11 protein-coding genes are annotated in these 15,374 nt (G+C 72.1%); 9 read left to right on the top strand and 2 right to left on the bottom strand.

The features are described from left to right. Nucleotides 1-11: 11 nt before the first annotated feature. Both C1N80_RS07695 and C1N80_RS07690 read left to right on the top strand, forming a co-directional pair. The gene (locus C1N80_RS07695; protein ID WP_137770231.1) at nt 12-332 is read left to right on the top strand and encodes a putative quinol monooxygenase; all 321 of its coding nucleotides are present in this window, start codon (nt 12-14) and stop codon (nt 330-332) included. A gap of 140 nt (nt 333-472) precedes the next feature. Beyond that, nucleotides 473-964, top strand: coding sequence for a GNAT family N-acetyltransferase (locus C1N80_RS07690; protein WP_240811268.1), 492 nt, complete (start codon nt 473-475; stop codon nt 962-964). Between the two features lie 34 nt (nt 965-998). On the opposite strand, the gene C1N80_RS07685 is transcribed toward C1N80_RS07690, so the two are convergent. Continuing rightward, nucleotides 999-2,708, bottom strand: a complete 1,710-nt coding sequence (locus tag C1N80_RS07685; RefSeq protein ID WP_240811267.1) for an HNH endonuclease signature motif containing protein — start codon at nt 2,706-2,708, stop codon at nt 999-1,001. Nucleotides 2,709-3,785: 1,077 nt separating this feature from the next. Here C1N80_RS07685 and C1N80_RS07680 point away from each other — a divergent pair. The 6 genes from C1N80_RS07680 to C1N80_RS07655 all read left to right on the top strand — a co-directional run bounded on the left by C1N80_RS07680 (nt 3,786) and on the right by C1N80_RS07655 (nt 12,624). Further along, nucleotides 3,786-4,967, top strand: a complete 1,182-nt coding sequence (locus C1N80_RS07680; protein WP_137770229.1) for a Gfo/Idh/MocA family protein — start codon at nt 3,786-3,788, stop codon at nt 4,965-4,967. A gap of 46 nt (nt 4,968-5,013) precedes the next feature. Beyond that, a complete protein-coding gene (locus C1N80_RS07675; RefSeq protein WP_137770228.1) occupies nt 5,014-5,862 on the top strand; it encodes a sugar phosphate isomerase/epimerase in 849 nt (282 codons plus the stop codon). A 350-nt stretch (nt 5,863-6,212) separates the two neighbouring features. Continuing rightward, the gene (gene betT, locus C1N80_RS07670; protein ID WP_137770227.1) at nt 6,213-8,393 is read left to right on the top strand and encodes a choline BCCT transporter BetT; all 2,181 of its coding nucleotides are present in this window, start codon (nt 6,213-6,215) and stop codon (nt 8,391-8,393) included. Beyond that, nucleotides 8,390-9,874 (top strand): aldehyde dehydrogenase family protein, encoded by a 1,485-nt coding sequence (locus tag C1N80_RS07665; protein ID WP_137770226.1) that lies wholly within the window; start codon nt 8,390-8,392, stop codon nt 9,872-9,874. The genes betT and C1N80_RS07665 overlap by 4 nt, the downstream gene beginning before the upstream one ends. Before the next feature lie 29 nt (nt 9,875-9,903). Next, on the top strand, nt 9,904-11,496 hold the full coding sequence (locus tag C1N80_RS07660) for a GMC family oxidoreductase (RefSeq protein WP_137770225.1): 1,593 nt from the start codon (nt 9,904-9,906) through the stop codon (nt 11,494-11,496). 285 nt (nt 11,497-11,781) lie between these two features. Then, a complete protein-coding gene (locus C1N80_RS07655) occupies nt 11,782-12,624 on the top strand; it encodes a SurA N-terminal domain-containing protein (RefSeq protein ID WP_137770224.1) in 843 nt (280 codons plus the stop codon). 43 nt (nt 12,625-12,667) lie between these two features. On the opposite strand, the gene C1N80_RS07650 is transcribed toward C1N80_RS07655, so the two are convergent. Further along, nucleotides 12,668-14,332 (bottom strand): ABC-F family ATP-binding cassette domain-containing protein, encoded by a 1,665-nt coding sequence (locus C1N80_RS07650; protein WP_137770223.1) that lies wholly within the window; start codon nt 14,330-14,332, stop codon nt 12,668-12,670. 243 nt (nt 14,333-14,575) lie between these two features. Here C1N80_RS07650 and C1N80_RS07645 point away from each other — a divergent pair, with 243 nt between their 5' ends. Continuing rightward, nucleotides 14,576-15,238, top strand: coding sequence for a hypothetical protein (locus C1N80_RS07645; RefSeq protein WP_137770222.1), 663 nt, complete (start codon nt 14,576-14,578; stop codon nt 15,236-15,238). The last annotated feature ends 136 nt before the right edge of the window (nt 15,239-15,374 follow it).

The following is a 15,374-nucleotide window of genomic DNA, read 5'->3' as shown; positions in this document are numbered from 1 at the left end:
AAGGCCCCCGGATGATCCTCATCAACGTCAAGTTCCCCGTGAAGCCCGAGTTCGCCGATCGCTGGCCGGAGATCTCCCGCCCCTTCACCGAGGCCACCCGCGCCGAGGAGGGCAACAAGTGGTTCGAGTGGTCCCGCTCCGTCGAGGACCCGAGCACCTATGTGCTCATCGAGGCGTTCACCGACGAGGGCGCCGGCCCGCACGTGGAGTCCGCGCACTTCAAGGCGATGCAGGAGGAGTTCCCGCAGTACCTCACGGCGACCCCGCAGATCGTCTCGGAGCAGGTCCAGGCCGAGGGATGGGGGCCGATGGGCGAGATCCAGGTCGACTGAGCCGCACGGCACAGCGCTCGGGCCCGTCGTCGGCTGCACCGATGGCGGCCCCGAGCTCCGCTCGATGTGAGCCGGTCACGATCCGATCGCACCGGCCCGCGGAGGACCGGCGGTGGGCGACCGGCGGCTACCGTCTCCCCGTGAGCACCGATGTGACGGTCCGCGCGGCGGATCTCGAGGACCCTGACCTGGTCGCCTTCCTGGCAGCGCATCTCGCGGAGCTGGAGCCCACCGCCCCGCCGGAGTCCCGTCACGCGCTGGACCTCGAGGGGCTCCGCTCCCCCGCGGTGCGGATGTGGGAGGCCCGGGTGGCCGGGCAGGTCGCCGGGACGATCGCGCTCGCGGACCTCGGCCCGGGGCATGCGGAGCTGAAGTCGCTGCGCACCTCCCCGGCGCTGCGCGGCCGCGGGATCGGCGCGCTGCTGCTCGAGGTGGCGCTCGACGACGCGCGCTCGCGGCAGCTGGGCCGGGTGTCGCTCGAGACCGGCAGCGCGCCGCTGTTCGATCCGGCGCGGCGGCTCTATGCACGGCGGGGCTTCACGGTGTGCGGACCGTTCGGCAGCTATGTCGAGGACCCGCACAGCGTGTTCATGACGCTCGAGCTGCCCGTCGCGGAGCCTGCCGCCGGCTGAGGGGTCAGCGCGGCAGGGTTCGGCCGGGAACGGCTCAGAACGGCGGCGGCTCGTCCTCGGGCAGCGGCGGCGGTGGCGGCGGGTCCGTCCCGGGCGGCCCCTCCCAGTGCGTGTAGTGGGCGACGAGATGGTCGCCCCACCGCTGCCGCCGGCGCTCAGCGGCGTGATCCGCGGGGGTCACGGGGATCACCCCCTCTCTCCGCATCTGGGCGAAGACCTCGGCCTCGTGGAGCCGCTCCTGGAACACCCTCCATGCCCGCGCGAGGTCCCGGGCGAGGGTCTGGGTGACGAGGTCGCGGTTGCGCGCGACGTCCATCCAGTGGGTCCCGTGCACGCTCCAACGGGTGGAGCGCCCGCCCGCCGTGACATCCGGGTCGAGGTCGCCGCGGGTCTTCGCGCGGTGGTGCTCACGGCACAGCCCGTGCAGGTTGGCGGGGGTCGTCGGCCCACCGTCTCGGGGGTGGAGGTGGTCGAACTCCTCGATGTGGTCGACCTCGCCGACGTCGGCGAGGCGCCGGGTGCAGCCCGGGAGGGCGCAGGTCGGGTCGATGAGCTTCACGTGCTCGACCATCGCGGCCGTCGGCCGGTACTGCTGCGCGGCCACGGGGAGGAACTCCCCGGTGACGGGGTCGGTGAGCACACGGTGCCAGACGGCCGCGTCGGCGCACAGATCCCGCGCCATGGCGATCGGGACGGGGTGGACGCCCTCGAGGGTGGCGGGGGCGTCGGACAGCCCCAGCAGGGAGAGGACGGGCACCACGAGGTTCATGCGCAGCGGCATCCTGGGTACGGGGACGCCGTCGGTCCCGATCTCCGAACGGGTCATGAGCACGTAGCGGATCGCGCCGAGGCTCATCGGCCGCCCGGTCGCCGCGGCCTCGCCGTGGAGGTCCCAGGGGATGTGCTGGTCCTGGCCACCCTCGGCGATCCGCGCGAGCGCCTGCCGCTGGGCGTCCTGCACCGAGTGCGCCGCCCGGTCCAGGCGCTTCGTGAGGTCGAGGATCTCGGGGATCGGACCGGTGACGGTCATGCAGGCGGTGCCGTCCGCCGAGGCGGTGAGATCCGTGCTGACGTGGCGCGACGCGGCGGGGGTCGCGGCCGCGGCCTCGGGCCCGCACCACAGGACCAGGTGCCGCAACAAGGTGCGGAAGCGCTCCGGCGGCAGGGCCTCCAGCTGCCAGGCGGAGACCTTCTCGTCCACCTGGTGCCGCTGCTCGGGGAGGAGGTCGCGGACGGAGCGGATGAGCTGGTCGAACCACTCCGACGGCAGGTCACCGGACTCGACCCGGTCGAGGCAGAGGGGGAGGTCGCGGATCGCGATGCCGGCATCACGGAGGCGCAGTCCGGCACGGCCGAGCCTCGTGCGCAGGACCATCCCCGCGGCGATCGCGTTCGTCTCGTGCGAGGGTCCCGGGTCCGGGTCGCCCAGCGATTCCGGGTCAGCGAGCGCCGCGAGGTCACGGAGCTCGGCGACGTACAGGGCGGCGTGCGCGGTGCGGCGACGCTCGAGGATCCGCCGCAGCACGAGGGCATCGGAGGAGTCCTCGGCGACGAGGGCACGACGCGCGATGTTCTCGGTGGTGACCTCGCTGCGTCCCCGCACCGGCCGGCGCAGCTCGCGCGGCAGAGCCGCGCCAGGACGGCGGGCAGGACGGCGGGCAGGAACGGGCACCGAGCCTTCCGGCTGGGGGCAGGCCCCCGCGTTGACCGGCTGCGTGGCACGCCCGAGCTCCGTCGCCGTCATCGACCCACCTCCCCCCGCTCCGATATCCGCAAAATCCCCCGAATGACAGAAGGGGACCGTTCCGCGACGACACACATGAGTACATCCGGGGAACCATCGATCCCGTGCCACCATTTTATGCCGTCGCACCGCCCGAGACCAGACCCACGGGCAGATCGACGAAAATTGTGGATAACCATGGAGTGGGGAGGAACGACCGTCGGCGATGCGCGGCGGGGAGGGCGACATGTCGGACGACGGCAGCACCGCCGCCCCACCGGCGCGCCACCGACCGCCGCCCCACCGTCGACCCACCGACCCCCGCGCCGCCGGCCCCTCCCCGCAAGCGGCGAGGGGCCGATGCCCGACCACCAGGCGCCACACTCGCCGACGCCTCAAGGACCTCCGGCGGTCACCTCCGGAACACCCTTGCCCCACACCCGCCCCCCCAGCCCCTGGCTCACCCTCGGGCGACCCGACGGATCGCTCCCGACAGGAGCACCCGGAACTTCCAGATCCGCCGAACCGGAATATCCGATCGACGACCCAGAGATAAACGGACCACAAATTTCCGGATATGCACGCGGCATACCCGGAGACGTTCCATGAGCACCCCATCACTATCCGCGGGCCGCACTCCGCGAATACCGATCGGAGCGTCCGGCGAATCCTCCTTGCGCACCCGCTGCCCTCCGGTCGGCGTGAGCGGATCGGCGGTCCGCGGGGCGACCGCAGCGTCCCCTGCGCCCCGGGAGCGTCCGTCGGGGAGCATCTCCGTGCACGGCCGCGGACCGGCGACGACGTGGCCCGCACCGCCGGGTGGCGGCGGCGACACGCCGACTGCAAACTCCGGCAACAAGCCCCGTCCTCCCCGCCGGGCAGGAAGGATCGACCCATCAGCACCGACCCCTCAGCAGCGAGCGCACGTGCCGGAACGAACCGGCACCGCGCGCCCTCCCGGACCGCACCGGCGCGGCCGTCGGCCACCCCGTGCCCGACCGCCCGCCGCGCGGACGGCGAGCAGCTCCGGTCCCGGCGGGACCACCGAACCCTGGGCCACCAGCGCCCATCGACGATGAAGCACGAGAAGGAGACACCATGACGGAGACCCAGGACAGGACGGTCCGGCTCGGCATCATCGGGCTCGGCGCGCAGGGAGGCATGTACGCCGGCCTCCTCCAGGAGGGCAAGGTCGCGGGCATGAGCCTCGGCGCGGTCGCCGACATCGATCCCGCCAAGCGCGAGCTCGCCGCCGAGAAGCACCCGGGCGTGCCGGTGTACGAGGACTACGAGGCGATGCTCGACTCCGGGGACGTCGACGCGATCGTCACGACGGTGCCGCACTTCCTCCATGCGGAGATCACGATCGCCGCGATCGGCAAGGGCATCCACGCCCTCACCGAGAAGCCCGCGGGCGTGTACACGAAGCAGGTCGAGGAGATGAACGCCTTCGCGGCGGCGCATCCGGAGACCACCTTCGCGATCATGTTCAACCAGCGCACGAACCCCGTGTACACGGACCTCAAGGCGCTCATCGACTCCGGCGAGCTCGGGAAGCTGCGCCACACCTCGTGGATCATCACGACCTGGTGGCGTCCTCAGGCGTACTACGACCAGTCGGCGTGGCGCGCGACCTGGGGCGGCGAGGGCGGCGGCGTGCTCGTCAACCAGGCGCCCCACCAGCTGGACCTGTGGCAGTGGCTCGCGGGCACCCCGAAGAAGGTCTTCGCGAAGCTCGCCTTCGGCTTCCAGCGCGACATCGCCACCGAGGACGAGGTCAATGCGGTCGTCGACTTCGGCGACGGCGCGACCGGCCACTTCATGACCTCGACGAACGACATCATCGGCACCGATCGCCTCGAAATGCTGTTCGACGCCGGGAAGATCGTCGTGGAGGGCTCGAAGAAGGTCACCATCACGCGGCTCACGAAGGACGAGCGCTCGCTCTCCGACGGCATGTCCGCGGAGGACGTGGGCCGCCTGTTCCGCGGCATGATCGACACCTCGGAGCTCTTCACCACCGAGGAGAAGGACTACGAGTCCCAGTGGGGGCACCAGCACGTCGCCGTCCTCGAGAACTTCGCCGCGCACGTGCTCGACGGGACCCCGCTCATCGCGGACGGCGCCGAGGGGATCAACGGCGTGCGCCTCGCCTCCGGCATGCAGCTGAGCGCGTGGACCGGCCGCGAGATCGACCTCGTGGACTACCCGGCGGAGGAGTACCTCGCCGAGCTCAACGCCCGCATCGAGGCCGAGGGCCAGTTCCCCACGCGGTCCTGACCGCCGCCCCGCCACCGCTCCCCCACACCGCTCGAAGGAGAGAACCATGCCTGTGCTCGGACTGCAGCTGATGATGCTCAAGGACCGGATCAACGAGAAGGGGATGTTCGAGGTGCTGCGCCAGGTGCACGACCTCGACATCACGGCCGTCGAGGTCTCGCAGGTCACGATGACCGACGAGCTCATCGACGACCTCGTGCGCGGCAAGGAGGAGCTCGGCGTGGAGACCGCCGCCATGAGCGCCTCGATCGCGCCCGGCGGCAACGGCTTCGCGCTCGAGACCGAGTTCGACCGCGCCGTCGACGCCTGCCGCCGGACGGGGTCGCGCTACCTGCGGATCGGCATGATGCCGTTCTCCGCGATGGTCTCGAAGGAGGCCTGCGAGGCGTGGGCCGCGGAGGTCGAGCCGTACGCGGCCCGGCTCGCGGAGCAGGGTGTGACGCTCTGCTACCACAACCACCACGTGGACCTCATCCGGTTCGACGGCGAGCGCATCTTCGACATCGTGCGCCGTGTCGCGCCGTCGCTGCTGTTCGAGGTGGACCTCCACTGGGTGCAGCGCGGCGGCATGGCGCCGCTGGACATGCTCAAGGCGTACACCGGCGCCTGCAAGCTCATCCACGTGAAGGACTTCCGCATCGCCCCGCTGCCCGCGGAGGTCTACGCGAAGTTCGAGGCGAAGGAGCTCGAGGGCAAGGACTTCTACGACGTCTTCCTCGGACTCGCCCAGTTCGCGGAGGTGGGCCAGGGCAACATGAACTGGCCCGAGCTGCTGCCTGCCGCGGAGGCCGCCGGCGCGGAGTACTTCCTCATCGAGCAGGACGACACCTACGGCCGCGATCCGATCGACTGCATCCGCGAGTCCCGCGAATACCTGCGCTCGATCGGCTACTGATCCCGCGCGGCCCCGGGCCGCACCTCCACGAGGCCCGTCGACCCCGCGCATGACCGGGGCCGACGGGCCTCGTCCGCGTCCTGCATGAGGCCGGTCACGTCGGACGACCGACGGCACCCGCACCCGAGTCGCCGCCATGACCTGCGACGATGCCGGCGACATGCCCTCGACGGAGAGCCGACCAGCCGGTTGACAGGTCGCCGGAGCGTCCCCCTATGGTCAAGGGGCCGCGACGCCGCGCCCTCGCGATCCGCTGGAGGGCAGGGCGACGCCGGCACCGTCCCCGCGCACGGACCCGGGAGGCCCTGCCTCCGGGCGTCCGACTCGCGCCCGCCGACCGAGAGGCCCCCATGACCGGAGCAGCCGAGAGCCCACCGCCCGCGTCGACACGAGCATCCGGAGGCGGGGGCGACGAGCCCGCCACCACCCGCTCCCCCGTCAACTGGCCCGTGTTCCTGGGGACCTCGGTCATCATCGTCGCGTTCGTCGCCTGGGCGGCGCTGCAGCCCGACGCCGCGGCGACCGCGATCTTCGGGGCGATGGGCTGGATCGCGACGCACTTCGGCTGGTACTACGTGCTCACCGCCGCGGTGGTCGTCGTGTTCGTGCTCGTCGTCGCGTTCTCGCGGGTGGGTGAGACCCGCATGGGCCCCGACCATTCGCGCCCGCGGTTCAACATGTTCACCTGGGCGGCGATGCTCTTCGCCGCCGGGATCGGCGTGGACCTCATGTTCTTCGGGATCTCCGGCCCGGCCACGAACGTGCTCACCCCGCCGGAGGCCCCCGTCGGCTCCGACGAGGCCGCACGGATGGCGCCGATCTGGACGATCTTCCACTACGGCATCCCCGGCTGGGCGATGTACGCGCTCATGGGCATGGCCTTCGGCCTCTTCGCCTACCGCTACCACCTGCCGCTCAGCATCCGCTCGGCGCTCGCGCCGATCTTCGGCCGCCGCATCCACGGGGCCGTCGGCCACACCGCGGAGATCGGCGCGACGATCGGCACGATCTTCGGCATCTCCGTCTCCCTCGGCATCGGCGTCGTCTTCCTCAACTCGGGCCTCACCGCGCTGTTCGGGATCCCCAGCTCGCTCGCCGTGCAGATCGCGCTCATGGCGCTCGCCGTGTTCATCACGATCGCCTCGACCGTGACCGGCGTGGACAAGGGCATCCGGCGGCTCTCCGAGCTCAACGTGCTGCTCGCGATCGTGCTCATGCTGTGGGTGCTGATCTCCGGGAACACGCACCGCCTGCTCGACGCGCTCGTGCAGAACATCGGCGACTTCTTCTCCCGCTTCCCGGGGATGCTCATGAACACGATGGCCTACACGGACGGGGCGGCCGCCGAGGGGTACCCGGCGGATCAGTGGATGGCGGACTGGACCCTGTTCTTCTGGGCCTGGTGGATCGCCTGGGCGCCCTTCGTGAGCCTGTTCCTCGCGCGCATCTCCCGCGGCCGCACCCTGCGCCAGTTCGTGGTCGGGGTCCTGCTGATCCCGTTCTCCTTCATCCTCCTGTGGGTCTCGATCTTCGGGAACGCGGCGATGAGCTTCTTCGACGACCCGACGTTCCTGGACACCGCGGCGAACCAGCCGGAGGCCGGGTTCTTCCTGCTGCTCGAGCAGTACCCGGGGGCGATCTTCACGATGTCCCTCGCGCTGCTCACCGGCCTGTTCTTCTACGTCACCTCCGCGGACTCCGGCTCGCTCGTGATGGCGAACATGACCTCGAAGGCCTCGGTGTCCGACGCCGACGGCCCGCCGTGGCTGCGTGTCGTCTGGGCGGTCATCACGGGCGCCCTCACGGTCGTGATGCTGTTCATCAACGGCGTGTACACGCTGCAGGCGGCGACGGTCGTCGTGGGGCTGCCGCTCTCCGTGCTCATCTACCTCGTCATGTTCAGCCTCTGGAAGGTGCTGCGCACCGAGCGCGCGAACCTCGACTCGCGCCGCGCGGCGCTGCCCTCGCTGCTCACCAGCCGGGTCCGCGAGGGCGGGGAGAAGGTCTCCTGGCGCCAGCGCCTGCGCCACCGCATGAGCTATGCGGACGCCGCCCAGGCGACCGCCTTCGTCGACGACGTCGCCGCGCCCGCGGTGGAGGAGGTCGCCTCCGAGCTGCGGGACCTGGGCGCGGAGGTCGCCTGTCACCGCGGCGTCCACCCCGACAGCGGCATCCCGTACGTGGACCTCGTGGTCTCCTTCCCGGAGGGCGAGGACTTCAAGTACCAGGCCTACCCCGTCGCCTACGCGGTCCCGAGCTTCGCGGCGAACATCTCCGCGGTGCGGGACACCTTCTACCGGATCGAGATCTTCTCGATCCTCGGTTCCCGCGGCCGCGACATCATGGGCACCACGAAGGATCAGGTCATCGCCGACGTCCTCGACGCCTACGACGCCCATCTCACCTACCTGACCATGAGCGGGGACCTCGGCACCGCGACCGGCGCGGTCTCGGCCGTCGTCCCCGAGGAATGGGACGACGCCGGCGTCCCGCTCCCTGCAGAGACCACCCCGACCCGAGGAGAGTCATGAGCACCGACATCACCACCCTGTACATCGACGGCGCCTGGAGCGCCGCCGCGGCGGGCGGCACCCGCACGATCACCTGCCCGGCCGACGGCACCGAGGTGGGTGTGGTCTCCGAGGCGACCGCCGCAGACACCGAGCGGGCGATCGCCGCCGCCAAGCGCTCCTTCGAGTCCCGGGTCTGGGCCGACGTCCCCGCCGCCGAGCGCGGCGACCTCCTGCTCGCGGTCGCGGCCGCGCTCGTGGAGCGCAAGGAGGAGTTCGCCCGCGCGGAGGCCCTGGACACGGGCAAGCGCCTCGTCGAGGCCCGCATCGACATGGACGACATCGCCGCCTGCTTCCGCTACTTCGGGAAGATCGCGGACCAGCACCCAGGCCGGCTCGTCGACGCGGGCGACCCGACGGTGCTCTCCCGCGTGGTGCGCGAGCCCGTGGGCGTGTGCGGCATGATCACGCCCTGGAACTTCCCGCTGCTGCAGGCCGCGTGGAAGGTCGCGCCGGCCCTCGCGACCGGGAACTCCTTCGTCCTCAAGCCCGCCGAGCTGACCCCGCACACCTCGATCCTGCTCCTGGACGTGCTCGACGGCCTCGGCCTTCCCGCCGGCGTCGGCAACCTCGTCCTCGGCGACGGGGCCGAGGTCGGTGCGCCGCTCTCCACCCACCCGGACGTGGACCTCGTCTCCTTCACCGGCGGGCTCGTCACGGGACGCCGGATCGCGGAGACCGCGGCGACCGGCATCAAGAAGGTGGCCCTCGAGCTGGGCGGCAAGAACCCCAACGTCGTCTTCGCCGACGCCGACTACGAGGCCGCCCTCGACAACGCCCTGAACGCGGGATTCCTCGACTCGGGGCTCGTGTGCTCCGCGGGTGCCCGCCTGATCGTGCAGGACTCGATCGCGGAGCGCTTCGTCGACGACCTCGTGGCCCGCGCCGAGGGGATCGTCATGGGCGGTCCCTTCGACGACGCCGCGCAGACCGGCCCGCTGATCTCCGCCGCGCACCTCGAGAAGGTCACCGAGCACGTGCGCCGCGGCGTCGAGGCCGGCGCCCGGCTGCGCACGGGCGGCCATCGCGGCGGCCCCGAGCACGAGGCGGGCTTCTTCTTCGCCCCGACCGTGCTGGACCGCTGCGACGCCGAGAACCCCGCCGTGATCGAGGAGGGCTTCGGCCCCGTCATCACGGTCGAGACCTTCTCCACCGAGGAGGAGGCGATCGCGATCGCGAACCACACCGAGTACGGGCTCGCCGGCGCCGTGTGGACCTCCGACCGCGGCACCGCGCACCGCGTCTCCCGCCGCCTGCGCCACGGCACCATCTGGATCAACGACTACCACCCCTACCTCCCGCAGGCGGAGTGGGGCGGCTTCAAGATGTCCGGCGTGGGGCGCGAGCTCGGCGCGAGCGGCCTCGAGGAGTACACCGAGGCCAAGCACATCTACGAGAACACCGAGCCCGCCGTCTCCGGCTGGTTCCCCCGCACGCACTGACCCGACCCTCCCGACAGGAAGCAGGACACATGACCGATCAGCCCCTGACGTCCGAGAACCCGATCGCCGAGTACGACTACATCATCGTGGGCGGAGGCTCCGCCGGCGCCGTCGTCGCATCCCGCCTGAGCGAGGACCCGCAGCTCCAGGTGGCGCTGCTCGAGGCCGGCCCCGACGACCGCGAGCACGACGAGGTCCTGCAGCTGAAGCGCTGGCCCGAGCTTCTCGAGTCCGGCCTCGACTGGGACTACCCCATCGAGCCGCAGGAGAACGGCAACTCCTTCATGCGCCACGCCCGCGCGAAGGTCCTCGGCGGCTGCTCCTCCCACAACTCGTGCATCGCCTTCCACCCGCCGGCGGAGGACATGGACCTCTGGGAGAGCCTGGGCGCGGAGGGGTGGAACGCCGCGACGATCCATCCCCTCATCGAGCGGCTCGAGACGAACAAGGACCGCACCGGTCCCGGCCACGGCACCGACGGCCCCGTGCACCTCATGGACGCCCCGGCGGAGGACCCGGTCGGGATCGCCCTGCTCGAGGCGTGCGAGCAGGCGGGCATCCCCCGGGCGCGTTTCAACGACTTCGAGACGGTCGTCGACGGCGCGAGCTGGTTCCAGGTGAACCGCCGCGAGGACGGGACCCGGTCCTCCTCCTCGGTCTCCTACCTGCACCCCGTGCTCGAGCGCGAGAACCTCCACGTGCTCACCGGCCACCAGGTCATGCGGGTGCTCTTCGACGAGGAGCAGCGCGCGACGGGCGTGGAGTACATCGACAACGCCTTCGACCGCTCCTCGGTGCTGCGGGCCCGCCGCGAGGTGATCCTCTCCGCCGGCGCGATCGACTCGCCGAAGCTGCTCATGCTCTCCGGCATCGGCCCCGCCGATCACCTGCGCGAGGTCGGGATCGACGTGCGCGTCGACTCCCCCGGCGTCGGCTCCCACCTCCAGGACCACCCCGAGGCCGTCATCTCGTGGGAGTCGACGCAGAAGATGACCCGCGACACCACCCAGTGGTGGGAGATCGGCATCTTCGCCGCCACCGAGGAGGGCCTGGACCTGCCGGACCTGATGATGCACTACGGCTCGGTGCCCTTCGACATGCACACCCGCCGCCAGGGCTACCCCACCTCGCCGGAGTCCTTCGCGCTGACCCCGAACATCACCCACGCCCGCTCGCGGGGCACGGTGCGGCTGCGCACGATCGACTACCGCGACAAGCCGAAGGTGGACCCGCGCTACTTCACCGACGAGGACGGCCACGACATGCGGGTCGCCCTCGCCGGCATCCGCCGGGCACGGGAGATCGTCGCGCAGAGCGCCATGGACGGCTTCCGCGGCCGGGAGCTGTTCCCCGGGGAGGACGTGCAGACGGACGAGGAGATCGCCGACTACGTCTCCCGGACCCACAACACCGTCTACCACCCCGCGGGCACCGTGCGGATGGGCGCGGTCGACGACCCGGACTCGCCGCTGGACCCGCAGCTTCGCGTCAAGGGCGTGCAGGGGCTGCGCGTGGTGGACGGCTCGGTCATGCCGCAGCTGGTCGCCGTGAACCCCAACATCACGACGATGCTCATCGGCGAGCGCGCGGCGGACCTGCTGCGCGCCGACCTCGACGCCTGAGCCGACCAACGAGGACGCCCGGCACCCCCGCGAGGGGTGCCGGGCGTCTCGCGTCCGGGCGAGGAGACGTGATTCACTCCAGCCGGCATCCACCCGCTCGGCACTCCCCTGCCCAGCACCGCAGCGGCTCCCCGGGATATCCGGACAGGTGTCCGTCATCGGCCGTCGCACACCGGAATGCCCGGCCTGACCGGAGCCTGGACGCTTCCTCACCGCCGTGGTGAGACGCCTGCGGTAGCGTCGCCCGCCGCATCCCGCCGACTCCCCTCCCAGGAGGCCAGCACCATGACGTCCCGCACCACCCCGAAGCTCCCCCGGACCGTCGCCCTGCGACGGACCCTCGCCGCCGTCTCCCTCGCCGCCGCGGTGGCGATCACCGGCTGCACCCAGCAGTCCGACTCCTCCGGCGCCTCCGACGCCGGCGGAGCGAGCGACGCCGGCGGCCAGCAGCAGAGCCAGCAGCAGGCGTCCGACGGCGGCGGCGCCCAGGGCGCCGCGCCGGACCTCTCCGACGTCCCCGACCCGGTCGCGGAGGTCAACGGGGAGACGATCTCGAAGGAGGACTTCTCGACCTCCTTCGAGCAGCAGTACGAGCAGGCCGCGATGCAGCAGCAGAGCACCGGCCAGTCCGTGGACGAGGACCAGCTGAAGCAGCAGGTCGCCCAGCGGCTCGTGGACAACCTCCTGCTCCAGCAGGGTGCGGAGGACGCCGGCATCGAGGCGAGCGACGACGACATCGATGCGACGCTGGAGCAGATCGGCGCGCAGAACGGCATGACCTCCGCCGACGAGGTCGTGAAGGCGCTCGAGCAGCAGGGCATGGACGAGGAGCAGATCCGCAGCGAGGCCGCGAAGCAGTTCACGATCACGACCTTCATCGACAAGAAGGCCGGGATCGGCGATCCGACGGACGAGGAGCTGAAGACCGCCTACGACCAGATGGTGCAGCAGCAGGAGCAGGCGGCCGCCCAGACGAGCGAGTCCGGCGGCGAGCAGGCGCAGACCCCGGCGTTCGAGGACGTCAAGGACCAGCTCGCCCAGCAGGTGAAGGCCCAGGAGGAGGGCGAGGCCGCGCAGAGCATCGCCGACGAGCTCGAGAAGAGCGGGGACGTGACGATCAACCTCTGACGGGGTCTCCCGCCGGAGGCTGGGACAGGAGGGCGCGGGCGGCTCAGCGCTCGGTGACCCGCCCGCCATCGACCTGCCAGCGGCGGTCGATCCGGACCGCCTCGATCATCCGGCGGTCATGGGTGACGAGCACGAGCGTGCCGTCGTAGGCGTCGATCGCCTGCTCGAGCTGCTCGATGGCCGGGAGGTCCAGGTGGTTCGTCGGCTCGTCGAGCACGAGCAGGTTCACGCCGCGCGCCTGCAGCAGGGCGAGGCCCGCGCGGGTGCGCTCCCCCGGGGAGAGCTCGTCCATGCCGCGGCCCACGTGGTCCGCGCGCAGGCCGAACTTCGCGAGCAGGGTGCGCACCTCCGCCGGGGTCATCTCGGGGACCTGCGCGCCGAAGGCCTCCGCGAGCGGCACGGCGCCCGCGAGCAGCGAGCGGGCCTGGTCGATCTCGCCGATCTGCACGCTGGTGCCGAGGCTCGCGCTGCCCTCGTCGGGGGTGCGGCGGCCCAGCAGCACGCGCAGCAGGGTCGACTTCCCAGCGCCGTTGGGGCCGCTGATCCCGATCCGCTCCCCCGCGTTCACCTGCAGGGAGACGGGTCCCAGGGTGAACTCGCCCTGGCGCACCACGGCCCCGGAGAGCGTCGCGACGACGGTGCTCGAGCGGGGCGCGGCGCCGATGCTCATCTCGAGCCGCCATTCCTTGCGCGGCTCCTCGACCTCCTCGAGGCGGCTGATGCGGCTCTCCATCTGGCGCACCTTCTGGGCCTGCTTCTCGCTCGACTCGGACTGCGCGCGGCGGCGCACCTTGTCGTTGTCCGGGGACTTCCGCATCGCGTTGCGCACGCCCTGGCTGGACCATTCGCGCTGGGTGCGGGCGCGGGAGACGAGATCCGCCTTGGTCGCGGCGTACTCCTCGTACCTCTCGCGGGCGTGGCGGCGCACGGTCGCGCGCTCCTCGAGGAAGGCGTCGTAGCCGCCGCCGTAGACGCGGTTGCTGTGCTGGGCGAGGTCGAGCTCGAGCACGGTGGTGACGCAGCGGGAGAGGAACTCGCGGTCGTGGCTCACGAGCACGGCGCCGCCGCGCAGGCCCTGGACGAAGGTCTCGAGCCGGGCGAGTCCGTCGAGGTCGAGGTCGTTCGTGGGCTCGTCGAGCAGCACGAGGTCGAAGCGGGAGAGCAGCAGCGCCGCGAGGCCCACCCGGGCGGCCTGCCCGCCGGAGAGGGAGGTCATCATCGTGCGCCGGGCGTCCTCGGGGCCGAGCGCGAGGCCGAGGTCCGCGAGCATCGGCGGGATGCGCTCCTCGAGGTCCGCGGCGCCCGTCGCGAGCCAGTGGTCCAGGGCCGCGGCGTACACGTCGGCCGGGTCCGGGCCGCCCCGGGCGGGGGCGGGCGCGGCGAGCGCGGCGGCGGCCGCGTCGTGGCGGGCGGTCGCCTCGGCGCAGCCGGTGCGGCGCGCGATGTAGGCGGCGATGCTCTCGCCTTCGACGCGCTCGTGCTCCTGCGGGAGGTGGCCGACGAAGGCGTCGCCGGGATTCAGGGTCACGCGGCCGGCCATCGGCGCGGTCTCGCCGGCGAGCAGGCGCAGCAGGGTGGACTTGCCGGCCCCGTTCGCGCCGACCACCCCGATCACGTCGCCCGGTGCGACGGTGAGGTCCAGGTCCTCGAACAGGACCCGGTGGCCGTGGCCGCCGGAGAGGCCATGGGCGACGAGGGTGGCGGTCATGGGGAGCATCCTCCCACCGCACGGACGCCCGCCCGTCATGCGGCATCGACTCGCCGCGGACCGGTCGCGCGAGACCCGTGCCGCAGCGGCCTCTCCGTGGGCGGGAGCGAGGGCAGGAGCCGGCGCGCGGGCGGGCGCCCTCGCCTGGTCATGAGACGACGCCGACCCACCGGCGCGCCGTCGTGCTTCTCCTGCTAGGTTCGCGGCAGCAGCGGACAGCGGAGTCCGCGGAAGGTGGCAGTCATGACCCGGATGATCGATACGGCCGAGCACACCGACGCCGAGGGCCGCCTGCGCGTGGTCCACGGCGTGGACATCGAGGCGGGGGGCGCCGGCGGCACTGCCCCCGTGACCGCCCAGGACCTGCGACAGCTGGCGGAGCTCGGCCTCGACGCCGTGCGAATCGTCGGCGCGGGCTCGGCGGAGCAGGCGCGCGAGCTGCTCGACCTCGCCGAGGGCGAGGGGCTCTCCGTGATCCTCGCCGACGCCCCCGAGGCGGGAGCGGGCCACCCGGCGCTGCTCGACGTCTCCGGTCTCGCCCTGCGCGAGCTGAGCGGCGAGGAGCCCCTGGACGAGGAGCTCCTGGACGCCCTGGACCAGGACGTCACCGGATGGATCTACCACCGGTGGGAGCCGGGCTTCGCGACCTCGGAGGTCGCCCGGACCCTGCGCCGGCCCCGGCCCGTCGCGGTCGCCGGGACCTCCCTGCGCAGCGGTCGGTCCGCGGGCGGCAGCTGGAAGGCCGCCTGGGACGGCGCGGAGGCCTCCGCGCCGAGCGAGTTCTGGGTGCCCGAGGAGCTCGACGTCGAGGTCGTCGTCGACGGCGCCCGCACCTCCCTCACCCGTGAGGGCGCGCGCGTGCTCGTCCCGGCCGGACCCGGGGAGCACCGCCTGCGGGTGAGCTGAGGCGGCGGCCCCGGAGCGACGGCGGCGCGGCGCCATTCCGCCCGAGCCCGGTGACGTCGAGCGTGGCGCCGAGCGGGCAGGCCTCGGACCTCCTACGGTGTCCTGGTGACCGACGCCACTCCGCCACCCCCTGACC

It is taken from the genome of Brachybacterium sp. SGAir0954, from assembly GCF_005490785.1.
Classification (GTDB): Bacteria; Actinomycetota; Actinomycetes; order Actinomycetales; family Dermabacteraceae; genus Brachybacterium; species Brachybacterium rhamnosum.
The sequence above is the reverse complement of the archived record's forward strand: the minus strand, read 5'-3'. Positions and strand labels throughout refer to the sequence as shown.